Below are 21653 nucleotides of genomic sequence, written 5' to 3'. Positions count from 1 at the left end.
GGCGATGTCCGCTTTTGGTGAATGGACGGGACCGCAGGAATGACTGCCGTGAGGCGCATAGCGGACATCAGGTGCGATGCGACGTTCGCGCAACTGACTTGTGGTCAATCGGTGATAGTGGCGCGAGTGCAAGTTGGACGCGTCGTCGCTGATATGACCTGGAACGGTGCCGCCGTGCCTAACGCTCGCTGCGTGCCTTCGGGAAGATGACAATGTCATCGACGCTGCTGCGGCCCGATTTGATCGACTTAAGCGCATATCCAACCACATAGCCGGGATCAGTCTTGATGCGCTTTGCATGCAACCGACAGAGTGGCTTGTCGACAACCACATAGGCCTTCTGGTTGAGCCTGAAGTGGCGGCTAAGCCGTTTGCGGAACCGGCAGACTTTCGGCATCACGATGATGGCATGGAGATGAAGGCCGTCGTTGACCGTGACGGCCGCGAGGCTCATTTTGGCGTACTTGGCGACAGGAAAGTCCGGCACCAGGATCAAGAACGGCAGTAAATCGGGGTCTTTAATGCGTTCGCAGTTCCGCACTACCCGCATGATCAAAAACTTGTAGACCCGCTCGGCTTCGCGCAACATCTGATCGTACTTTGCGCGATGCCCCCCTTGTAAGTGAGTAAATTGCATCGTCACTAGGTAGACGCGATGCCCGTTGCAAAATTTTTCCGCTACCCATTGCGAATAGCCACTGATCATCTGGTGAACAGCTTTGCGGTTATCGTGGTGGTGATGGTCGTTGGGTCTCATTTGGCAATACCTTCCAACTACCGGGCGAGGATGTCCTTCGGCCGGTCTAAGCTGTTTGATTGATGGGCGGCGTGGCGAGCGAGGCGATCCGTCGCTGCTAGCCGCCCATCTATTTTACTGATGGAAAATTAGGATCTACGTTTGCAGGTATAGAAAAAGTGCATCGTTAAGACACCGCTGCTGGGGTGACGTTTCTTGCCCAACGGCTATTGCGCCCGGACGCTCGCGGTTTCGTTAAGTGTTGTCAGCGGCAGCCTCCGGAAACAGCTGTGTTGAACGAGCAATAAACTTTCCCTTGCGGCGTTCGACGGCCACAATGAAACATCCGCCAACCGGCAGCGCCTTGATCCGCTCGACGAGCGTTTCGCTTTTGAACAGCACCCGCACAGTGGGCTTGCTGTGCTTAGTCCGCTCCGGCTTGGGCATACGCAAAGTGGCTGGCACCTCCGAGCTGACCGACCTGTCCTCCTTCCTGGGCTTCTTAGGCTCCATCAAGGTCAGCAGCCTGTACTTGCGCGACTTTTTGTTAAGCCGAGCTGCGACTTCGTCCGCCGGACGTCCGTCGTTATAATGTGCACACAGGAGCGTTGCGTAGCGCCGGGCCGCTCGATAAAGCCCGCTTCTGGTCTCGAAGGCCTGGAAGCCAAAGCGCAGGACATGGCGCATGACATCAAGCGGCTCGTCGTCCAATTTCGGGCGCTTCTTGCGATACAAGTGGAAGAAGGGGTGATTGATAAATCGCTGATAGTGTTCTGCCCGGTTGTTCTCCATTTTGAGGAAAATTTCATACTGATTTTGAAGCCAGCTCTGGTTTTGGATCTCCATCCCGTCTTGAATGAGATCCCAGGCTTGCTGGCCCTTCTCCGCTTCAGCGACCGGATCGAAGTCCTTACGTAGGATCCAGTCTCCAACGAACTGACCATTTTGTGCAATGTTGACAGAATCGATGGTGGTCACTTTTTTGAGGGGGTCTACAGGTTTCTCGGCAACGTAAGACTCCATGTCGCCTTTGTCGTCATGTGGTTGATCAGACATTGTGTATCCTTTGATTAACGTTCGCCACCGGTCGGGCTGCCGCTGGGCTTATGCTTTACTGTTGGGTCGTGGGCGCCGCTCTGCCACCACTGGCGCAGCCTCGTGCCTTGACTATCCCTACACTTTCTGCCGCATTCGGCGCCTGGCTGAGCGTCGAGTTGAAGCACGCAAGATCAGCCCACATCATCAAATGAGGACGGATCGTTCGGAAACTGGGCGATCTTTGCCGCCCACAACCGTGTGATCTCAGCGCGCGCAACTTTTACGATTAAAGGTGTGTCTTCGACGCGCGGCAGATCCAGAAGCCAGTAAGAATCCTTGTCGAAAAGATCAAAAATTTCTGTCTGCCAGCAGCCACGCTCCCAGTTAAAAATGTCAATAAGCCCATTGTAATGTTCGCCAACCATGCCGGAATAGATACCGCAGGCGAAGAGGTCATTCAGTTCCGCATCGACCAGGTACAAAATGACGCACTGCTTATTTACATTGAGCCGGACTTCATAGCCGCCCGCAGCGGTCTGCAACTCGTTCGGTCTGAGGAAGTTCGGGACCTTCGCATGCCGGATCGCGCCCATCAGTCGCGGCAAAATTACCGACAGCGCGTCGTCCACATTGTCGTGCATCGCGAGCCTCTTCTTGAGGCTGCGCATCTCTAAATTGTCATTCATCCCGGTATCGTTCGCTCCCTTCAAAATTCAAATGCCGGTTGGCCTGAACAAGATAGCGAGCGAAGTGACGCCGCAGAATTGCGGTAAGCTTCAATTCCTACTGGGTATCGGTGGCGGGTGGACTCACGCGGGGCAGTTGCCGACGTGACAAACGTACCGCTCTTCAAATCAAGGGCGCAGTGAAACAACCGATTGGACGGACCTAAAGCAATCGTTCCCGTGCGAGCTGTTAGCCAGCGGGGCAAAGTCAATCGGTGGTGGTGGGTGATCGCGACTGCGCAAGGAATCGATCTACGATCGCCGACCACTTGGCTTCTGTCATCGGCCTTCCGCCTTTACGTTTGCTGGGCACGCCGATCATCACATTCGCTATCCAATCCGACGTTGCGCGAATGCCCAACAACCGTTGAATAAGAACTTCGACATCTTTCTTTTTTAAATTTCTAAAGGTCTCTGTATCTAGAATGATGTCGAGCGCTTCGACGACCCTATCGAATTCTCGTTGAGATAACGGCCGCTTTGGAGTGAACTCATCGCGCAGCCATTTGCGAAACGGAGCTTTTTCTATCCAGACTGGCTCGCGTGTCGTGCGCTCCCCTTTCACTCTTTTCACAATCCCGGCACCAAAAACCGCTACACGCTGCCGATTCAGCAAGCCAGCATTTAGAGCGCGTTTTACGCCTTCATCCGAAACCGTATAAGCCGGCACCTTCTTTGGTAGAACGAATGCATCATACAAATGCGAAATCGTGAGGCGGTATTGCTCTAAAACTATGCGAGCTGCCTGGGTGTCTTCGACGGTTCGCTTGGTGAAACGGCGCCGATCTTTAGGATCCAGTGTGAAGAGCCCAAGCTTCCGACTTGCGAATAGTGGCAGGTTTTCAAATCCTGCGAGGTGGCCCCAATCGGGAAACAGAGTGCTCCCGATTGCATCCAACGCGTCGTCGACTCTGATGCCATTGCGCGGCACTCTAGGCCTGTAAGTCCTAAACTTCAGCTTGGGTCGTGTCATGAGTTTGTCCGACATCACTCGCATCCAGTCTAACATAGGCGGTCCTAAATTTCGCGGGGGCGCATGGTTGTCGGCCAAAGGCACATAAGTCCGGTGAGCACACTCGTGGTATTTCACCGCAAATGACGTGAGCCTTATCTGCGACTGCTTTGCGCCTGATTTCGGTCGTTGGGGGCGCGCTGACGGTTTCCTGAAAAGGTGCCTGTCCGTTCAGCCTATTGTCTGGCGAGGAGATCGGCACAATTCGGCATCCGCCATCGTAGCCGTAATTCGTCATCTCTCACCGGGTTGACAATCGCTCCTCAGGCGCCATGCTGCAGTGCAACATGGCTAGCTACGAAACCAGCATCATCAAGTCGTCGCGCATCGTATGCCTGGACGGGCTTCGCGCGCTTGCGGCGATCTGGGTGCTGGTCGGGCACTGCCTGCTTTTGACCGGCTGGCAAATTCCGATCGTCGGCGAGCCGGATCTCGGCGTCGACCTGTTCATCATGCTGTCCGGCTTCCTGATGGTGTTCCACTATCAGCTGCGCCAGGAAAAGGAGCCTTGGCAAAGATCGGAAACCTGGCTCAAATTCTGGACGCGCCGCTATTTCAGGATCGCGCCGCTGTTCTATGTCATGCTTTTCCTGGCGCTGGCGCTTGGCCCCTATCTCTACGATTGCAGGATCATCATCGACGATTTCCTCTCCAGATCGCACCAGGCGCCGGAACGCTACCTCGACGGCAGCCTGAAGAACATCGTCGCTCATCTCACGTTCCTGTTTGGGCTGGTGCCGAACCTCGCCTATCGCACGCCGCTGCCTGACTGGAGCCTGGGGCTGGAGATGCAGTTCTATGCCGTGTTCCCGGCCGTCATGCTGCTGGTGCGCAGGCTGGACTGGATCAGGAGCGCCCTTGTGGTCGCGGCGGCCGGCTGCGTCATCGTGTTTGCGATGCGGCTGTTGTCGATCCATTTTCCGATGCCGTCCTTTCTGCCGCTGAAGATACAGATATTCCTGTGCGGGATGCTGCTGGCCGGAGTCGTGCATCAGAGCCGACCGAGGCCGTTCCTCTATCTGGCATTGGCCATGCTTTTGGCGGCGCTGCCCTTTGGCGGCGACCCGGGGCTGGGCAAGCTTCTGGTGCGTGAAGCGCTTGTGGCGGGCTTCTTTGCGCTGGTTCTCTACCGCATGCTGCCTGGAAGGGCGGGAATGTTGGCGCGAGCGATCGCCGTGACGCTCAGCAACCGGTTCTTCCACCTGATGGGCGAGCTTTCCTTCAGCATCTACCTGATCCATCTGCTGGTGCTGCAGCCCGTCGCGGCGTTCGTCATCAGTGAGTTCGGCCACGAACTGTCGGCGCCGCTGCGCTTCGCCATCGTCGTTGCCGTTGTGCTGCCGACGGTGACGTTGCTGTCCTGGATCACCTACACTCTGATCGAGGTCCCCGGCCAGAAGGCGGGCCGCTTCGTTGTCCAGCGCTTTGGCCGGAAAATTGCGCAGGTGCTCGAGAAGACCGCGGCGGAGTAGGGCGCCAAGCGCGGCGCATAACCACTGACGTTGCCTGCTCCCCCTGAGGGCGTTAGTAGCCCGCAACCGGAACATCACATGTGCTGGTGCATTGCTAGTGAACGCCAATTCGACTGGGGCGCAAAATGCATCGCGCGATCACAAATGCATGGGCAATGGTGCGAGAAGCCGTCGTTGGGTTCGTCAACGACAATGCTCTCAGCCATGGCGCGGCGATCGCTTTTTATGCCACAACATCGTTGGCGCCAATTCTGCTCATCGTGGTTGCAATTGCGGGTCTCGCATTCGGTCACGAGGCAGCCCAAGCGGCATTGTCCGCCCAAATCACAGGGATGATGGGTACAGAAAGCGCAAATATCCTGCAAACCGCACTGAAGAGCGCATCCGAAAAGCCATCCGGCGGCACCTGGGCGGCGGTGATTGGCATCATCACCTTGCTTGTGAGCGCTTCCGGGGTCTTCGGCGAAATACAGCAGTCCTTGAACATGATATGGAAGGTCGAGGCGCAGGGCAGTTCGTTGTCGCGCCTGGTGCGCGCACGTGCGGTAAGTCTGGGACTGGTCACCGCACTTGGCTTCATGTTGCTCGTCTCTCTAGTCGCGAGCGCGGCGATTTCGGCCTTAGGCAACCTCATCAACGCACAGTTGCCGTTCGGGACACTTGTCCTGGCCGTTATCAACGCGGTCGTTTCTTTTGTCCTCCTCGCAGCTATTTTCGCCGCTATCTTCAAGATCTTGCCTGATCGAACCCTGGAATGGCGGGATGTCTGGATTGGCGCTGTTGTAACCGCTGCCCTGTTCACGCTCGGGAAATCGCTTATCGGTTGGTATATAGGCTCCAGCGCGGTCGCGGCCTCATATGGGGCCGCCGGTGGGCTGCTCGTCATCCTGCTGTGGGCTTACTACTCGGCGGAAATTTTTCTTTTTGGTGCGGAAATCACTCGCGCCTATTCCATTCGACACGGCAGCAGGTCCGATCTGGATGCTGTGCTTCACAGTGCTTGACTGCAACACATGCCACTAACTACCAAATCGACTAGGCGCGCGGCGCACCGGCCGGGGCTTCGCCACATCACCCATCGGCGCCGCATCACCGAGCAGGGCACGCGAGCTGGATACGGTCGACACCATATAATGAGTGCAAGTGCGCTGGTTGGTCAAACCATGAGGGTCACAGTTTGAGTTGCGAAAGACGCGGTTCAGCGGCGACGCGGACGGCGCTTGCGTATCGGCTTTGTACTCGCGCGCCTGCCGTCCGGCGCCTTCTTGGCGGCAGCGGAGCGGTACAGGTTCATGAGGTCAATCAGGAGCCGAACAATGGCAATCGCAGTTGCAGCATCGAGCCAGCCCGCAATGCTTTTGAGCATCGGGATTGTTCTCCAAGCTTACGACGTGAAAGCGGTCGAAGGACCGGGGCGGCAGTGCTCCTTCGCCTGGTTTAGGCGAGGACTGCCACCCATTCGTTGTGGCACTCAGTTGCCAAGCAACATGACATGAAAAAGGCCTCCGAAGGAAGCCTTTGGATGGTGTGAGCGAGAATCTCCACCTAACAAATTATCCCACATTTTGTGCATGCAGCGCAAGCCGTTCGCTTGACCAAGGCGCGCTTGGCGACTTGATGCTGCTTGGCAGCGTGACCGTCACCCCGGCTCTTCGGCCGCAGCCGATGGTCGCTGTCGACACTTTCAGCAGCCGCAATGCGATGTCATTGTTGGCGCCGAAAACCACCGCTTCACGGCGCCTCCGTGAAATGGATACTTGCAAGCACCAAGCGCAAGCTCATGAGGCAGAGGGTGTCGGAGCGGGGTCTCATAGTGTGAAACGCCGAACGGATCCCGGGTCCCTGGAAGGGCGGCAGCAAAGGTTAGAGAGCCGCACTTCCAGGGAGGCTGGATCAATAGTCGTTGTTGTAATAGCGATCATCGCAAGGCGCCGTGTAGATCCGGCCGCGGCGGTCCTGGTAGCGGCAAAGCTGTTCGCCGCGGCGCTGCGGCGTGGTCGACTGGCCGATGACAGCGCCGAGCAAGGCACCGCCGGCGGCACCCACGACCGTGCTTTCGGTGTTGCCGCCCAGTGCTTGGCCGGCGAGGGCGCCGACACCGCCGCCGATGAGTGCGCCTGTGGTTGCCCTCTGCTGCTGTTCGGTCTGGGTCGCGCAGCCTGCAAGTGCTGCAGTCATGAGCACGGCGCCAATAGTTTGTCTGATCATCATCTTGGAACTCCTTTGGAGCCCCAAACGCGGATCGGGGCGAATGGTTGCCAGTTGCTGGCGCAATGCGGCCAAACGGCGGCACGCCCGCTCACGAAATGAGACGTGGTTTCTCGGGCCTTGAAGACAATGGTTGCCAAAGCGGAAACGCCTTGCACGAACCGGGCGATCGCGCCTCGGTTTGAATCCGCTTGAGGAGCAGCTAGGCTGGCTCGTTGCGCATCGCCTTTTGCGCGGCGGCGATCAGGAATCCAGATCGGCTGTAGCCATGCCGTTCCGCATATTGATCGATTGAGGACATCTTCCGGGATGGTGACGTTGACGCGCACGACCTTCTTCGCCTCGGCTTTCAGGGCAACCAGGACGGCGACCCGGTTGAGATTGTCCTTGTCCGACATAACATCTTCCAGGGATGATGACTCGGGAATGGCTTCGCCATCCTCGACAAGGCCTTCGAGATGGAAGGCCAGGGCCTCTTCGGCCATGGCGCGGGCGTCGGCCAGGTTGGTGCCGGCGGTGGCCACGCCCGGAAAATCGGGAAAGGATACGCCGAAGTCGCTGTCCGCTTGCTTGTGGATCAGTCCGATATAGTGACGCACGGGTCGGTTCCCCCAAGGAGCGGCTTCGAGGCTCGATCAGACTATCGAGCCATTCGACACAAACTGTCGAGGTATTCCTAATGGGACCGTAGGAAGCTGCCTAGTAGGTTGGGCATGCCCCAGGCAGACATTGCCTGGGCAACGGTCGAGAGTGTGGGGAAAGTGCCAAAGTTAGATGGCGGGAACCAGACTGTGCCTAGAGTTCGCGCCGCGCAGTACGTGCGCATGTCGACGGAACACCAGACCTACTCGATCGACAACCAAGCGGATGCCATTCGCGACTATGCCGATATCATGGCTTACGACATTGTCGCCACTTACGAGGACCTCGGTCGCAGCGGTTTAAACCTTGGAGGGCGCCCCGGTCTTCAGAAGCTGTTGGCCGATGTCGAAAGTGGGCGAGCCGATTTTGAGACGGTTGTGGTCTATGATGTAAGCCGTTGGGGGCGTTTTCAGAACATTGATGAAAGCGCAGCCTACGAATACCGATGCCAGATGGCCGGCGTCCGTATCGAATTTTGCGCCGAGCAATTCGCAAACGACGGCAGCATCGGGTCAGACGTCCTCAAAGCAATCAAACGGAGCATGGCTGCCGAGCAGAGCAGAATGCTCTCGCAAAAAGTCTTCATCGGCCAGGCGAGATTGATCCGGCTGGGCTTCCGGCAGGGCGGGAAGGCCGGCTTTGGCCTGCGGCGCTTGCTTGTCGATCAACACGGCCGCTCAAAAGGCATCCTTTCATCCTACGAATACAAGAGCCAGCAGGCGGATAGAATAGTTCTGGTGCTCGGCCCGCCTGACGAGATTGCGACAGTGAAGTGGATCTTCAGTCACTTTGTCAGAACACGCAAGACAGAGCTGGAGATGGCAAGACTGCTCAACAAGCGCGGCGTGCTCAGCGATTTGGGGCGACCATGGACGCGGGAATCCGTGCACTCGGTGCTGACCAACGAAAATTACATTGGCAACAGCGTCTGGAACAAGCATTCGGCCCGGCTGAGAAGCCATCAAGTCCGAAATCCCCCGGAACAGTGGGTGCGGGTGGAAAACGTCCTGGAGCCGATCGTCGACCGCAAACTGTTCGACCGGGCGCAGATCGTGCTCAAGACCATCTATCGCCACATGACCAACGACGAGATGCTGGCCGCTCTTAGGGCACTTCTGGCTCGCCGTGGCGCCTTGTCGTTGGCCATGATCGACGCGGATCCCGGGTGCCCGCCGGCCCAACGCTACCAGTGGCGTTTTGGAACCATTATCAAAGCCTATGAACTGATCGGATACGAGCCATCCAAAAACTACCGCTTCATCGGCGTGAACCGGCACCTGGAATCAATGAGGCTGCAGATTATCCGGGATCTTGTGGGCGCGATTGATAAGCAGGGCGGGGTTGCTGCCCATGACATGGCGATGGACCTCCTGCGGATAAACGAGGAGATCACGGTGGCGATTACAATGGGCCGATGCAGGGTTTCCGGCTTCGGCTATCCACGCTGGTTTTCCAAGGCCGATAAACGGCCACTACCCGACATTTTCGTCCTGATCCGTATGAATCCCGGCGACCTGACCATTCGGGACTATTTGATTGCGCCTGCCCACGAGATCGCGGGTAAATCGGAACTGCATGCCATCAATGGGATACCCCTGGACAGCTATATTTTTCCCACGCTCGACCCCATTATCAGGTTGGCAGAGCGAGAGCCTGTCGGAGGCGTGGCTTGGTAGTCAAGCGCTTAGCCAAGGACGCCGCCTACCGTGCGTTGGAAAACGGTGGCGACAGACATGCGAGCAATATTGTTGCTGGCGCATTAGGGTCCAAGAAGAGGCTTCGTTCACACGAATTTTTGGCGACCTACGATACGGAATGCAAACGCATGCGCGATTTCGTAACGCAAGCGGCAAAGTCTGAACAGAGCCTAGACCGGATAGTAGCGGCGCTCCACCTGATGATGCGCGACAAGCAATTCTGCGCCACGCTGGTGTCCGAGGGCTTCAGGACAATGCCAAGCCTACTGGCACATAGGTTGCGTGGCGCGACCCGCGAGCCGCAAATGTTCTGCTCTCCCGGAAAACCCGCTTCCGAGACAGGCGAGAACCGGAAAGCCGTTAACGGAATTTGCCCTGATGTCCTCGACCTGCTTCGGGACGCGCCGGTAAAAACAAAAATCTTCGGGTTGCTCCAGAAGGTGCTGCCAGCCAGGCAATTGGAGATTGCCCGGCTGATGGTGGCGATGGACCGGGTCAGGATCACCTACGCGAGACTACTCGTCGCTCTGACACCGCAAGCCCTGCTGGTCGAGGGTTTTAATCTCTCAACGATCACCACACAGGCGGAAGACCAGCGCGGCGCGATGGTGCTCGATGTCGGCGCGGTAAGCCTTGCGGTTCTCAGCGCCGCGGAACGTCATGGCCAGGTGGGCCTGGAGCTTGTCGCAGCCAACCGCTTTTTCGACCGGTTGATGGATAATTCCAGAGTGGTGCGGTATCTCGCCCGGACCTTTCCGGGGCATTTTGAAGAGTTTCACAGCTTCTCGATGCCATGCCTCGAACAGGGGCGCTAGATGGTCGGACGTCAACTCCTATAGAAACCGATAGCCGTCGCCGGGACGCAAACAACAGAACCAATGTGACTTCTGTCTATGCCTCGAAAAGCCAAACCCGCCGAGCTTGCCGCAGCCAGAATGCTCGCAAAGCGATTTTCGATCGGCTCTCGGCCGCGCGGAATCGCTGTCATGTCTTCGGCAAGCCGGCCCGGTTCTTGCTCATAGCGGGTTGATCGGCCCGACTAGGCCGGGATGCGTCGTTGGGCAACTTGTTGACGGCGCTGGTGTTCACCTCACGCCCAACGCGATTGAACTGCAGCTGACCGTCGATGTCGTGGCTGAGAATGTCCTTGAGGCTGTCCTTGGGCGTCGCCGGGTCCAGCCAGGCGTCATAGTAGGCCGGGTCGAGAATGAGAGGCTGCCGATCATGCAACTGCTTCATCGGTTCTGCGGCAGGCTCGGTGATGATGTTGCAGCTGGTTATGTCGAGATTGGAATTGTAAGCCCAAAGCCCGGCGAACGAGAAAGGCGGGTGGCCTGGCTGGTAGATGTGCCAAGGGTCTTTCTTGCCGTCCGCTGGCGATATCGTCCACTCGGAGAAGCCATCGGCAGGGATCAGGCAGCGCTTGGACTTGTAGGCGTCGCGGAAGGCGGGCGCTGTATCGATGCCCTCAATCCTCGCATTGAACATAGCCGCCTTGGGCATTTCCTTTGCCCAGAAAGGGACCAGCCACCAGCGCCCTTCACGGAGCCTGTGGTTGCCATCCTCACCGGCAGTGACGAATGGGACATCCTGAGTCGGCGCGATGTTGTACCGGGGCTCGTCGTTGCGGCCCGTCTCCGCCGGCGCAGTCAGGCGGTAGAGCCGGTGGATTTCCGACCACGACAGATATTTGGTGTAACGTCCGCACATCGCTCTGCCTCAGTTGCGCAGGAGTTCAGGCACGCTGAGCGGGCCAAGGTCGGAATTCTCCTATTCTCGTCGCTGCGGCGCCAGACGCCGCGTATCTTGGCGGCGGTGACCGATTGATTGCCTTCGCCAGTAGCCTTGCGGAAGGCTCTGGGCGACCACAGAGTTCCCCTTGGTGTGCGCCGTGGAGGCAAAAAGGGCAAAGTCGACGACGATCATGCCAAGTCCCTCTCACTGCGGACTTAGCAAAGGCTCTCGCAAGGAATGCCGTCCTTGTCGCGGTCGAGCTTGCCGCCCCAAGAGCAGTTGGCCAAATACCAGTTCGCCTCGTTGCATGAGCTGATCTGGGGACAGGTTCGCCGTGGCTGACAAGAATAGCTCTGCGCCACCTGCCCATTACGCATGATACCGAGTGGTTGTTTTGCTGACGGCCTGGTGGTGCCGTTCGCATGCTCGGCGCGCCAATCCCATGGCGCCTGAAACGCTCCAGCCCACAGACCGACCTTCGCCGCCTGGGCCTTCGCCTGCTGTCTTGCGTAGGCTCCGTGGCTGTAGCGCGGCCAATCTAGTGCCAAGCCCCGCTCGACAAGCCAGCTCTGGACGTTGCGACCGTCGGCGCGATCGCAATCCCCAACAAGCCGGCCGTACCGGTCTCGGTTAACAAAGCTGCAATACAACGGACGCGATGCAGCCAGGAACTCGTCCAAGGCTTGGGCAGCATGGCGCCCGCAGGCGTATTCGAAGCCCTTAGCGTCTTCGCAATATTGCTTACTCTCGGGCGCATCGATGCCGTTGAAGCGGATGCGCTGTCCGTGGATCTCGATCGTGTCGCCGTCGATCACAGACGCGACACCGGCGATCGGCGCCGGCTTCGAGCCGAACCAATTCGATGCATTGATCTCTGGCAAACTTTCGCTGTGCTGGATGGCGGTTTGCGCGACCAGAGCGCCAGCCGCTACCGCAGTCACCAAAATCAGGCGCCGCGGCACATTCGCCCATCGGTGCGCACGGCTATCTTTGGCACCGGTTCGCCTTCGCCAGCGATCAGATCGATTGTCGTATCGGTATTTGTCCACGCCCTCATCCCCGCAGAGAGGATGCGACTGTTTCAACGAAGAGTCCAGAAGACGAGACGCGCGGAATGCTAGCCCCGAAGCCGATGCGTGCCGACGCCCCCTCGACTTCGATCTCGGTTAAGGGGGTTCGATGACCTGTTGGGGTGCATTCGGCTGTCGGGCCTGACCGGCGCGCTCCCGAAGGTGCGTTCACGCGGGAAAACCGGCCTTTCTGAAGCCTGACGTGAAAAGCTCGAGGTCGACTTGGTGGGCGAACGGGAGACGTGAAATCAGCCGGATAGTCAGGTCGTGTTTCCTTATCAGTGCTTCCTGAACTTCAGCACGCGCCTTCTGCGTCTCGCCCAAATGAGCGTACGCCGCTGCGAGAAAGGCATGAATGAAGAATTGGTCGCCGGCCTTCTGATACGAACCGACGGCCTCCGAGTACCTTCTTAGCAGAAAGAGGGAGCTGCCCTTCACCTCCCAGAACCATATTGGAGGTAACGGGTCGCGCAGCAGCGCAGATTCAAGCACGTTCAGCGCGCTCTCGGCCCGGCCGCCGTAGTTGAGCCAGCTTGCGTAGTCCCCCGCTATGTTCACGTCCAACGGGTTTAATGAGCGCGCTTGCTCGAAATGCACTCCCGCGTCGCTGTGCTGGCGCATGTGCGTAAGCACCAGGCCCATGCTCTGGTGACAGACGCCATCGCTCCTGTCGAGAGCGAGCGCCGTTCGTGCCGAGTCCCAGGCGTTCTGTAGCGTCCGCGGATCGTTGTCGTACCAAAATCTGCCGACGAGCGCCTGCGCGAGGAAGGCGTGGCCTTGAGCGAACGTCGCATCGAGCTCGACACACCGGACGAATAGGGGCTCGGCCATGTCCAGTTCATACCGGTAGAACTGTGCGCGCCCCTGCAGGTAGCAGTCGTATGCATCCCAATCGGCCGGAGGCTTGCGTCTGGTCCTGCTCGTCGAATCGGCCTCCGCCTGGCCTTCGACCATCGAGGCGATGAGAGCCGCAACCTCGTCTTGCAATGCGAAGATGTCGTCGAGGGCCCTGTCGTACCGTTGGGCCCACAGGTGGGTACCGGTGGAAGCGTCAATCAACTGTGTGGTGATCCGAATGCGATCACCGAGCTTTCGTATGCTGCCTTCGACGAGGTAGCGAACTCCGAGTTTGCGATGGACTTCGGCAATGTCCAATGCCGGATAGCGAAACTGAAAAGATGAATTCCGCGCGATGACAAGGAGGGAGCGGAACCTGGCCAGCTCCGTAATTATGTCCTCGGTTATGCCATCGCTGAGATACTGCTGGTCCTGATCGCCGCTCAAATTGGCAAAAGGCAGGACCGCAATCGACGGCTTGCCGGACCCTGGTATCGGTCTGCGGGATGCGCTCGCCACCGGCTCGACAGTCCCGGTGAAGCGGTAGCCGACGCGAGGCACCGTGGCGATCCACTCGCCGCCGTTGTCAGCCGGACCGAGTGCCTTTCTCAGTGTCGCTATTTGGACCGTAAGGTTGCCTTCCTCAACGGCGGTTCCCGGCCAGGCAGCGTCCATCAGTTCGGCCTTGGTCAGGATCTCGCCGGGCCGGGCCGTAAGCGCAGCAAGCAGCGTCAGCCCACGATGCCCAACAACGATCGGGATCTGCTCTTTCAGGAGCGTCCCGACGTCGGGATCGAGTACGAACGGACCAAAAGCGATGCGTGTCCCCTGCATCTGGGCATATTAGACGTTCCGGCGGTTTTCGGAACAGTGTCGGCACCCCTTTAATCCCGGGGTCGCTTTCGAGGCCTATGCCCAGAACGCGGCCACCTGTCCATCGATTAGAAGATAGCGATCGGGCGCTGGCCGCTGCGCGCGAATGTCCGGAGTGGCTACCCCGACTGCGTATTGGCCTGCGCCGCTGATCAGAGATAGGGAACCGCAGAACTGACCGGAGCAAGGCTGGCGGTAAAGCATTGATATTGCTGTTGTGAATCTAGGGATTTTGGGAGGTACTCCCCAGCTTCGGAGAAAGATGGGCATTCGGAGAGCAGTTTGGGTGGGAACGTTGTGTCCGCTCTCCCCAGCTTTCGGCCGCACATCCCGCAAACGCCGGGCTTCCGGGAAGCCATGAAGGGATCGGAGAATGGTTAGGACCTCGAAGGTGGTAGAGGATCAAGAGTTCGAACCCTCCGACAATATCTGCTTTTTAAAGAAATCAATAAATTTCCGCGTTTTCAGCGGCAGGTAGGCGCGCGAAGGATAAGCGACCCATACGGCACTCTCCTGCGCCCCGACGCTGATCTTCCAACCAGGGAGGAGTTGGACAAGCCTTCCGCTCTTGATGTCCTCATCCACCGACCACTCCGGCAGCAGCGAGATCCCGACGCCGTCGCGTACCAACTGGCGAAGCGCCAGTGTGTTGCTGGTCCTGATCTTCGCCGGCACGGTCAATTCGATATTTTCGAGATCCCGCCTGAACAGCCACAGCGGCGTTTGAGGTGAATTCGTGGTCGGCAAACAGACATGCGCACCAATGTCTTCTGGCCGATCGACTGGAGGCACTGAAGACAGATATTCTTTCGACGCCACCAAACGACGCTCGATTGTCTTTAACTTGGAGACGATGAGGTCGCCGGTCGGACGCGGCCCGAGACGCAAGGCGACGTCGACCTGCTGGGCAACGAGGTCCACCAAAGCGTCCGAGAGCAGCAGATCAATTTCAATGCGCGGGTACTGCGCGCAGAATCCGGCCAGCAGTGGCGCGACGACCGCTTCGCCGTAGGCGTTTGAGGCTGTAACGCGCAACATGCCGCTTGGCTGTTCGACGGTGGCAAGCGCTGCTTCGCGGGCCGCCGCAACCTCGTCCACAATAGGCAGGATGCGAGACAGGAAAATCGCTCCGGCCTCTGTCAACGACAGTTTCCGGGTCGTTCGCTGGAACAGTCGTGTCCCAAGCTGTGCTTCCAGTCCAGCTATCCTGCGAGACAATGTCGATGCCTCGCTGGCTTCGGCCCGCGCCGCAGCCGCAATGCTGCCAAGTTGAGCGACGCGGCAGAATGTCTTGAGGTCGTCAACGTCCATTCTTGCAAAATTGGCATGAATATCATGCCAAATACAAGCATTATCTCTCAGTCATCATCGTTTATATCGATACAACGACAGATAGCCGAGCCTTCCAAGGAGAGATCTATGAAGTGTGAAATCAAACGTGTCCTGTTCGGCTGGCCGCTGGCGGTGACGGCAGTGGCTGCGTTTTTGCTCGCCTCTGGGGCGACCGAAGCCGCGTCCAGCAAGCCCACCATTGTTCTGGTTCACGGTGCGATGGCAGACAGTTCGTCTTGGAATTCAGTGATCCCGATTCTCTCTCGCGATGGCTACACGGTCGTGGCAGTAGCGGACCCGCTTCGAAGCGTCTCTGGCGATGCCGCAGCCGTTGCCAGCGTGGTGGAGAGCATCGACGGGCCTGTTGTGCTGGTTGGCCATTCCTATGGCGGGTCCGTCATCACAAACGCCGCGCTTAACGGCAAGAATGTCAGGGCGCTGGTCTATGTCGCCGCATTCGCGCCTGACAAGGGCGAGAGCGCCTTCGCTTTGATCAGCAAGTTTCCGGGTAGCGAGCTTGGCGCGGCTCTGGCCAAGCCAATTACGCTTCCAGATGGCAGCCTTCAGTTGAGCGTCGATCCGGCAAAATTTGCCGGACCCTTTGCCGCCGACCTGCCTATGGAGCAGGTGGCGCTGCTGGCTATTACGCAGAGACCTGTTGCCGAGACCGCGCTGAAGGAAGCTTCAGGCGCGGCCGCCTGGAAAACCCTTCCCTCCTACTTCGTCTACGGCTCGGCAGACAAAAGCATCCCTCCGGCTCTGCACGACTTCATGGCGAAGCGTGCGCACGCGCGCGAAGTGGTGGTCGTGCAGGGTGCATCGCATGTTGTCATGCTTTCTCATCCGGCAAATGTTGCTGAAGTGATCGAGGAGGCGGCGCAGGCCCATTGAGCGATCACCGTCACCTGAATTCAGGTCTCTACCTCATTTGCGGCGCCAAACTGCGCCAATTGCCATCAAGGACAGACACATGACGAACTTTCCCATTCACTCCATCGAAACGGCGCCCGGAGCTTCCAGGCCGGCACTTGAGGCACTGAATTCAGCCTTCGGCTTCATTCCAAATATCGCCGGCACGATGGCAACCTCGCCTGTGCTTATCGGTAGCTTGACCGACCTCTTCGCGCGGGTACATGGCGGGAGCTTCAGCGAAGCGGAGATCCAGATCCTGCTTTTGACAAATGCAGTCACCAACAAGGCAGAGTGGGCTGTGGCCTTTCACTCCTATCTGGCGATTGCCGAGGGGGTCGGCGCTGAATCTGTCACCAGCATCAGAGATGGCGCTCTACCTGTGGACGCCAGGCATGCGGCTCTGGCGAAACTCACGCGTACGCTTATCGAGAGGCGCGGTGGGCTCAGCGAGGTGGATAAGCGCGAATTCCTCGATGCGGGCTTTGATGAGAGCCGGTTGCTGGAGGTGGTCGCCGTTCTTGCGGCGTCTACGATCACCAACTACACGTCCAACATCACCCAACCGCCGCTGGAGACCCCATTTCAGCCGCATGTCTGGCAGACAGGTAGGGGCTGATCCGGACAGTATGCGGTCGTGCCGGGCGCGTTCGATGCATTGGGCGCGGAGGCAAAGACCATGTAACGCCAGGACCGAGTAAAATTTGCCACGCGGCCGTCATCGAGCTTTCCATGTTGCGTGATCTAATCTCAGCTATGCCAGGTGGCGTTCATCAATCAGCTGATGGTCGGTTTCAGACGTTCGTCTGCCGACCCTTTCGTCTGCTATCATTCTCCGGCGGCCAAAAGCCGACCTTCCGCTTCCGGCCCGTTCCAGCCGTCAAGGTGCCGGCCGGTAAGAGCGCCCGCTAAACTTGGTCGTCAAAGCAGCGTATTCGTCAGTTGACAAGGCAAACTTCGCTCGATGACCGTGAACTCGAACGGCAGCTTACCGACGAGCGCTTCCTAGAAGCAGACCGTCCGGATACGGCTCCGAAGCTGCCGGACCGCTTTGCGGGTCATCTCAGTCGTAAAGTTGCATTTTCGTTGCCGGGAAGCAGACATTTTCTGCAAGGCGCTTCGAAGGGTTGGATAGGCTAGGCTCACGCGGACCTAGACCAGGCGAAGTTTATCTCGAGCGATCTGCCACGCCGATTCGACATGTCGCCGTGCCGCCGCTTCCGCTTCATCGGGCTTGCGCGCCCTTATCGCATCCATGATCTCATTCATCTCGGTGATCGCCGCTTCGCGCCGGTTGGTCGAGACGATGGTCATCGAACGAAGCTGGTTGATGCGGACATTCAGCCCGGAGACGATTTCCCAGGCGACACGCTTGTCGGCGGCCTCGAACAGCGCCTCGTAGAATTTGGTCGTCGCCCGCATCACCGCAGGCGGCGTCGCCGACGCCCACGCATCGAACAAATCCGCCAGCGCCCCTTCGAGCCTTGCCAACTGCTCGCCGGTGGCCGACAGGGCACAGGCTCGGGCCGCGATGCCTTCAAGCAGAGCCCGAAGCTCGTAGATCTCGTCGGTACGGCCGAGGTCCGGCCTGGCGACGGCCGGCCCATGCCCAGGGATCATCTGCACGAGCCCCTCTGCCTCCAGCTGCCGCAGAACCTCACGCACGACGGAACGGCTGACGCCGAGCTGGTGGCAAAGCGGCCGTTCGACGAGCCTTTCGCCAGGCTGGAAATGGAAATCCATGATCGCTTCGCGCATGCGCTCCAGCGCCAGGGTCCTCAAGGTCTTGGCGCTGCGGTCGATGCGAAGCGTGTCGTCTGGCATGTATGCCTCCTGCGCCGCTACCAAAACAGATTCGACGCCCGGTTGACAAGGTACTTGGCGCTCCATATCATGGTATACCATAAGATGACAACGGACGTCCCGAGCATTACCTACCGAGGAATCGATGCAGCCCGCCATTCGTAAGATCGTGACTTATACCGAGAACACGCTGATCGAAGGCGGCAAGGCCGCCCCCCGGCCGCTGCGCCTTATCGGCGTCGCCGCGGTGCTGACCAATCCCTGGGCCGGTCGCGGCTTCACCGACGATCTGTCGCCCCAAATCCGAGCCTGTGCGCCGGTGCTGGGGGAGATCCTGACCCGCGAGATCGTTGCCGTCGCCGGTTCCGGCGAGGCTATCGAGGGCTATGGCAAGGCCGCCATCTGCGGTACGTCGGGCGAGATCGAGCATGCCTCGGCGCTGATCCACACACTCCATTTCGGCAACCATTATCGCCGTGCCGTCGGCGCCAAGACCTACCTTGCCTTCACCAACCTGCGCGGCGGGCCAAACACGCCGATCATGATCCCGCTAATGGACAAGAATGACGAGGGACGGCGCTCGCATTACCTGACCGTTCATTTCCAGATCGGCGATGCGCCGGCGCCGGACGAACTGGTGGTCGCGCTTGGCGCTTCGATCGGCGGTCGCCCGCATCACCGCATCGGCGACCGCTATCAGGACCTCAAGGAGCTTGGGGACGTGCATGGCTGATGCTTCTGCATGGGCTCGACAGGGCACGGCGCCCGACGGCACCGGCTTCATCCGGGCCGGTGTCGGTACCCCAGTGCTGTTCATCCATGGTGTCGGCATGAACGCTGCGATCTGGCAGCCGCAGCTCGAGCGCATGGTTGGCCGCTTCGACGCGATCGCCATCGACATGCTCGGCCATGGTCAGTCGCCGCTGCCACCTCAAGATCCGGAACTGGCCGATTATGCCGACCAAGCCATTCGCCTCCTCGACCATCTCGGCCTCGACAAGGTATCCGTCGTCGGCCACTCGATGGGTGCACTCGTTGCTCAGGAACTCGCGCTGCGCGCACCGGAGCGCGTCCGCCGCATCGTTTCCCTGAATGCCGTGTTCCGGCGTCCACCTGAACTGGCCGAAGCCGTTCGCCAGCGCGCGGTCGCGCTCAACGGCCGCAGCGATACGGCCGGCACGGCACGGACTATCGCCCGCTGGTTCGGCGATCCGGTGCCGGCCGAGTTGGAAGCGGCAGCGCAGAAGACGGCATCCGCACTGAGCGCGGTCGACCCGGAAGGCTATGCCCGCACCTATCTCCTGTTCAGTCGTGCCGACGGCGATCATGCTGATCGCCTGCCGACGCTGGCCGTGCCGGCCCTGTTCATGACCGGCTCCGAGGACAGGAACTCTTCACCGGCAATGTCAGCCGCGATGGCACGCCTGGCGCCGCATGGCCGCTGCACGGTACTGCCAGGTGAGAAGCACATGATGGCGGTCGCGGCACCGGACCTCACCACGCGCTGCATCGTTGACTTCCTCACAGAGGACGAAGCGACCGAACAAGACGGCCCTGCGGAAGCAAATACCGGGTTCGACAGCGGCGAATTCCGCCGTGCGCTTGGCTCCTTCCTCACCGGCGTCACCATCGTCACCACGATCGGCCCCGAAGGCGAGCCGCGCGGCTTCACCGCCAACTCCTTCACCTCGGTGTCGCTCGATCCGCCGCTGGTGCTGGTCTGCATCGCACACAAGGCGCTTGGCCATCCCGTCTTCGCGACATCGAAGAGCTTCGCCATCAACGTTCTCAACGAGGGTCAAAAGGCAGCGTCCGGCATCTTCGCCTCGAAAGTGGCCGACAAGTTCGCCGCCGTTGCCTGGCGGCCGGGACGGACCGGCAGCCCTGTGCTGGACGGCTCCGTCGCGTCCTTCGACTGTGACATGGAGCGACTGGTCGAGGCCGGCGATCATTCGATCCTCATTGGGCGCGTCCGCGATTTCGAGCACAATTCCTCGCAGCCGCTCGGCTATTGCCGCGGCGCCTATGTCGCACCCGGCCTCAGCCAGGACGCGCTCGCCGCAACCCAACCCGGCACCGATGTTGGCGCCATCCTCGAAAATGGCGGCCGGATCCTGTTCGTGGAAACCGCGGACGGTTTTGAACTGCCGCGTGGCCGGGGATTGGGCTCGGCCAGCGACGGCAAAAGCCTGCGAGGGCTGCTTGCGGCGAAAGCCATCGAGGCTCAGCTCGGCTTCCTTTTTGCCGTCTGGGACGATGCCGGACCTGTTTCACGCACGCATGTCTACTATCGCGGCACGTTCGACGTGCCCGCTTCCAGCGATCGCGGCATCCGGCTGATCGAGATCGACGCGATCGAAGGATTGAAGATCGCCGATCCGGCGATCCGCTCGATGCTCGCGCGCTATGTCAGGGAATGCTCGGTGGATGCATTCGGTGTCTATGTCGGTAACAATGTCGAAGGCGAGGTCCGGCCGCTCGCCAGCGCCGGCGCTTCCGCCGTCAATACAGGTGACCAGCGATGAAATTCTCGCTTTTCGTGCACATGGAACGATCGGACCTGGCCAAGCCGCATTCCGAGCTTGTGACCGAGCTAGAAGAACTGGTCCTGCTGGCCGAGCAGGCAGGGTTCGAGACCGCCTGGATCGGCGAGCATCACGGCATGGAATTCACCATCTCGCCGAACCCCTTCATCAACATCGCCTATCTCGCCGCCAAGACCAGCCGCATCCGCCTCGGTACCGGAACCGTGATCGCGCCCTTCTGGCACCCGATCAAGCTTGCCGGCGAAGCCGCGATGGCCGACGTAATCAGCGGCGGCCGGCTCGACATCGGCATCGCGCGCGGCGCCTACAGCTATGAATATCAGCGCATCTTTCCAGGCCTCGACGCCTGGGGGGCCGGCCAGCGCATGCGCGAGATCATACCGGCGATCCGCGGCCTATGGGACGGCGACTTCGAACTCTCCGGCGAGTTCTGGCAATTCCCGGCCACCACCTCCTCGCCCAAGCCGCTGCAGAAACCCTACCCGCCCATCTGGGTGGCGGCCCGCGACCCGAATTCGCATGATTTCGCCGTCGCCAATGACTGCAAGGTCCAGGTGACGCCGCTGGCTTCCGGCGATCACGAGGTGACCAGCCTGATGCAGCGCTTCAACGGCGCCTGCACCGCGCATCCCGAGATCGAACGACCGGAAATCATGCTTTTGATGCACACCTTCGTCGCCGAAGACGCGACCGATGCCGATCGCCTCACCCAGGACCTGTCGACTTTCTACTGCCAGTTCGGCGCCTGGTTCCAGAACAAGAAGCCGGTGCATCAAGGCATATTGGAGCCGCTGACGGCGGATGAGATCGCGGCCATGCCGCAATACGCGCCCGACAAGATCAGGCAGAACCTGGTGATTGGCGAGGCTGATGAGGTCATCGCCCGTTTGAAGGCTTATGAGGCGCTCGGCTACGACCAGTATTCGATCTGGATCGACAGCGGCCTTTCGCACCAGCGCAAGATGAAATCGCTGCAATTGTTCATCGACCGGGTGATGCCGGCCTTCCTCTGATCGCGA

The 21653-nt window shown here is 59.5% G+C and carries 20 protein-coding genes and 1 pseudogene; 9 read left to right on the top strand and 12 right to left on the bottom strand.

Annotated elements, in window-relative coordinates; translation table 11 throughout:
• Nucleotides 1-178: 178 nt before the first annotated feature.
• The 4 genes from NKI32_RS03815 to NKI32_RS03800 form a co-directional block, all read right to left on the bottom strand.
• Complete coding sequence (locus NKI32_RS03815) at nt 179-757, bottom strand: hypothetical protein (RefSeq protein WP_353001898.1); 579 nt, start codon at nt 755-757, stop codon at nt 179-181.
• A gap of 234 nt (nt 758-991) precedes the next feature.
• On the bottom strand, nt 992-1792 hold the full coding sequence (locus NKI32_RS03810; RefSeq protein WP_353001896.1) for a hypothetical protein: 801 nt from the start codon (nt 1790-1792) through the stop codon (nt 992-994).
• A gap of 173 nt (nt 1793-1965) precedes the next feature.
• The gene (locus NKI32_RS03805; RefSeq protein ID WP_353001894.1) at nt 1966-2460 is read right to left on the bottom strand and encodes a hypothetical protein; all 495 of its coding nucleotides are present in this window, start codon (nt 2458-2460) and stop codon (nt 1966-1968) included.
• Nucleotides 2461-2707: 247 nt separating this feature from the next.
• Nucleotides 2708-3487, bottom strand: coding sequence for a hypothetical protein (locus NKI32_RS03800; protein ID WP_353001892.1), 780 nt, complete (start codon nt 3485-3487; stop codon nt 2708-2710).
• A gap of 311 nt (nt 3488-3798) precedes the next feature.
• On the opposite strand from NKI32_RS03800, the gene NKI32_RS03795 reads away from it, so the two are divergent.
• Both NKI32_RS03795 and NKI32_RS03790 read left to right on the top strand, forming a co-directional pair.
• Entirely contained in the window at nt 3799-4983 is a 1185-nt protein-coding gene (locus tag NKI32_RS03795) for an acyltransferase family protein (protein WP_353001890.1), read from the top strand.
• Nucleotides 4984-5108: 125 nt separating this feature from the next.
• Nucleotides 5109-5987 (top strand): YihY/virulence factor BrkB family protein, encoded by an 879-nt coding sequence (locus tag NKI32_RS03790; RefSeq protein WP_023830230.1) that lies wholly within the window; start codon nt 5109-5111, stop codon nt 5985-5987.
• A 194-nt stretch (nt 5988-6181) separates the two neighbouring features.
• Here the strand turns inward: NKI32_RS03790 and NKI32_RS03785 are convergent, their stop codons facing one another.
• The 3 genes and pseudogenes from NKI32_RS03785 to NKI32_RS03775 form a co-directional block, all read right to left on the bottom strand.
• On the bottom strand, nt 6182-6349 hold the full coding sequence (locus NKI32_RS03785) for a hypothetical protein (protein WP_023834013.1): 168 nt from the start codon (nt 6347-6349) through the stop codon (nt 6182-6184).
• A gap of 527 nt (nt 6350-6876) precedes the next feature.
• On the bottom strand, nt 6877-7194 hold the full coding sequence (locus tag NKI32_RS03780) for a YMGG-like glycine zipper-containing protein (protein ID WP_023731577.1): 318 nt from the start codon (nt 7192-7194) through the stop codon (nt 6877-6879).
• 199 nt (nt 7195-7393) lie between these two features.
• A pseudogene (locus NKI32_RS03775) lies at nt 7394-7790 on the bottom strand (type II toxin-antitoxin system HicB family antitoxin).
• Nucleotides 7791-7904: 114 nt separating this feature from the next.
• Between NKI32_RS03775 and NKI32_RS03770 the strand changes: the two are divergent.
• Together NKI32_RS03770 and NKI32_RS03765 are read left to right on the top strand one after the other, a co-directional pair.
• Nucleotides 7905-9509, top strand: coding sequence for a recombinase family protein (locus NKI32_RS03770; RefSeq protein ID WP_353001888.1), 1605 nt, complete (start codon nt 7905-7907; stop codon nt 9507-9509).
• Nucleotides 9503-10345: a plasmid partitioning protein RepB C-terminal domain-containing protein gene (locus tag NKI32_RS03765; protein ID WP_023731574.1), complete on the top strand. Its 843-nt coding sequence runs from the start codon at nt 9503-9505 to the stop codon at nt 10343-10345. Before NKI32_RS03770 ends, NKI32_RS03765 begins: the two co-directional genes overlap by 7 nt.
• A 169-nt stretch (nt 10346-10514) precedes the next feature.
• On the opposite strand, the gene NKI32_RS03760 is transcribed toward NKI32_RS03765, so the two are convergent.
• The 4 genes from NKI32_RS03760 to NKI32_RS03745 form a co-directional block, all read right to left on the bottom strand.
• Complete coding sequence (locus NKI32_RS03760) at nt 10515-11240, bottom strand: SOS response-associated peptidase (protein ID WP_353001886.1); 726 nt, start codon at nt 11238-11240, stop codon at nt 10515-10517.
• A 239-nt stretch (nt 11241-11479) separates the two neighbouring features.
• A complete protein-coding gene (locus NKI32_RS03755; RefSeq protein WP_353001885.1) occupies nt 11480-12313 on the bottom strand; it encodes a thermonuclease family protein in 834 nt (277 codons plus the stop codon).
• 189 nt (nt 12314-12502) lie between these two features.
• Nucleotides 12503-14005, bottom strand: a complete 1503-nt coding sequence (locus tag NKI32_RS03750) for a winged helix-turn-helix domain-containing tetratricopeptide repeat protein (RefSeq protein ID WP_353001883.1) — start codon at nt 14003-14005, stop codon at nt 12503-12505.
• A 441-nt stretch (nt 14006-14446) separates the two neighbouring features.
• Nucleotides 14447-15355 (bottom strand): LysR family transcriptional regulator, encoded by a 909-nt coding sequence (locus NKI32_RS03745; RefSeq protein WP_352597767.1) that lies wholly within the window; start codon nt 15353-15355, stop codon nt 14447-14449.
• A gap of 132 nt (nt 15356-15487) precedes the next feature.
• Between NKI32_RS03745 and NKI32_RS03740 the strand changes: the two genes are divergently transcribed.
• Complete coding sequence (locus tag NKI32_RS03740; RefSeq protein ID WP_502897904.1) at nt 15488-16267, top strand: alpha/beta fold hydrolase; 780 nt, start codon at nt 15488-15490, stop codon at nt 16265-16267.
• A 79-nt stretch (nt 16268-16346) separates the two neighbouring features.
• Entirely contained in the window at nt 16347-16904 is a 558-nt protein-coding gene (locus NKI32_RS03735) for a carboxymuconolactone decarboxylase family protein (protein WP_353001878.1), read from the top strand.
• Nucleotides 16905-17437: 533 nt separating this feature from the next.
• Here NKI32_RS03735 and NKI32_RS03730 read toward each other — a convergent pair.
• Nucleotides 17438-18109: a GntR family transcriptional regulator gene (locus NKI32_RS03730; RefSeq protein WP_353001876.1), complete on the bottom strand. Its 672-nt coding sequence runs from the start codon at nt 18107-18109 to the stop codon at nt 17438-17440.
• Between the two features lie 124 nt (nt 18110-18233).
• Between NKI32_RS03730 and NKI32_RS03725 the strand changes: the two genes are divergently transcribed.
• The 3 genes from NKI32_RS03725 to NKI32_RS03715 are packed head-to-tail and all read left to right on the top strand — an operon-like array spanning nt 18234 to nt 21647.
• A complete protein-coding gene (locus NKI32_RS03725) occupies nt 18234-18821 on the top strand; it encodes an amino acid synthesis family protein (protein ID WP_353001874.1) in 588 nt (195 codons plus the stop codon).
• The gene (locus NKI32_RS03720; protein WP_023697482.1) at nt 18814-20613 is read left to right on the top strand and encodes an alpha/beta fold hydrolase; all 1800 of its coding nucleotides are present in this window, start codon (nt 18814-18816) and stop codon (nt 20611-20613) included. Before NKI32_RS03725 ends, NKI32_RS03720 begins: the two co-directional genes overlap by 8 nt.
• Nucleotides 20610-21647 (top strand): LLM class flavin-dependent oxidoreductase, encoded by a 1038-nt coding sequence (locus NKI32_RS03715; protein ID WP_353001871.1) that lies wholly within the window; start codon nt 20610-20612, stop codon nt 21645-21647. The genes NKI32_RS03720 and NKI32_RS03715 overlap by 4 nt, the downstream gene beginning before the upstream one ends.
• Nucleotides 21648-21653 lie beyond the last annotated feature (6 nt).

Origin of the sequence: Mesorhizobium sp. M0761 (genome assembly GCF_040320205.1) — a bacterium.
GTDB lineage: Bacteria > Pseudomonadota > Alphaproteobacteria > Rhizobiales > Rhizobiaceae > Mesorhizobium.
The sequence above is the reverse complement of the archived record's forward strand: the minus strand, read 5'-3'. Positions and strand labels throughout refer to the sequence as shown.

Coding starts and splice junctions, on each gene's coding strand:
- NKI32_RS03815 (WP_353001898.1), bottom strand. CDS start 757: ATGAGACCCAACGACCATCACCACCACGATAACCGCAAAGCTGTTCAC.
- NKI32_RS03810 (WP_353001896.1), bottom strand. CDS start 1,792: ATGTCTGATCAACCACATGACGACAAAGGCGACATGGAGTCTTACGTT.
- NKI32_RS03805 (WP_353001894.1), bottom strand. CDS start 2,460: ATGAATGACAATTTAGAGATGCGCAGCCTCAAGAAGAGGCTCGCGATG.
- NKI32_RS03800 (WP_353001892.1), bottom strand. CDS start 3,487: ATGTCGGACAAACTCATGACACGACCCAAGCTGAAGTTTAGGACTTAC.
- NKI32_RS03795 (WP_353001890.1), top strand. CDS start 3,799: ATGGCTAGCTACGAAACCAGCATCATCAAGTCGTCGCGCATCGTATGC.
- NKI32_RS03790 (WP_023830230.1), top strand. CDS start 5,109: ATGCATCGCGCGATCACAAATGCATGGGCAATGGTGCGAGAAGCCGTC.
- NKI32_RS03785 (WP_023834013.1), bottom strand. CDS start 6,349: ATGCTCAAAAGCATTGCGGGCTGGCTCGATGCTGCAACTGCGATTGCC.
- NKI32_RS03780 (WP_023731577.1), bottom strand. CDS start 7,194: ATGATGATCAGACAAACTATTGGCGCCGTGCTCATGACTGCAGCACTT.
- NKI32_RS03770 (WP_353001888.1), top strand. CDS start 7,905: ATGCCCCAGGCAGACATTGCCTGGGCAACGGTCGAGAGTGTGGGGAAA.
- NKI32_RS03760 (WP_353001886.1), bottom strand. CDS start 11,240: ATGTGCGGACGTTACACCAAATATCTGTCGTGGTCGGAAATCCACCGG.
- NKI32_RS03750 (WP_353001883.1), bottom strand. CDS start 14,005: ATGCAGGGGACACGCATCGCTTTTGGTCCGTTCGTACTCGATCCCGAC.
- NKI32_RS03745 (WP_352597767.1), bottom strand. CDS start 15,355: ATGGACGTTGACGACCTCAAGACATTCTGCCGCGTCGCTCAACTTGGC.
- NKI32_RS03735 (WP_353001878.1), top strand. CDS start 16,347: ATGACGAACTTTCCCATTCACTCCATCGAAACGGCGCCCGGAGCTTCC.
- NKI32_RS03730 (WP_353001876.1), bottom strand. CDS start 18,109: ATGCCAGACGACACGCTTCGCATCGACCGCAGCGCCAAGACCTTGAGG.
- NKI32_RS03725 (WP_353001874.1), top strand. CDS start 18,234: ATGCAGCCCGCCATTCGTAAGATCGTGACTTATACCGAGAACACGCTG.
- NKI32_RS03720 (WP_023697482.1), top strand. CDS start 18,814: ATGGCTGATGCTTCTGCATGGGCTCGACAGGGCACGGCGCCCGACGGC.
- NKI32_RS03715 (WP_353001871.1), top strand. CDS start 20,610: ATGAAATTCTCGCTTTTCGTGCACATGGAACGATCGGACCTGGCCAAG.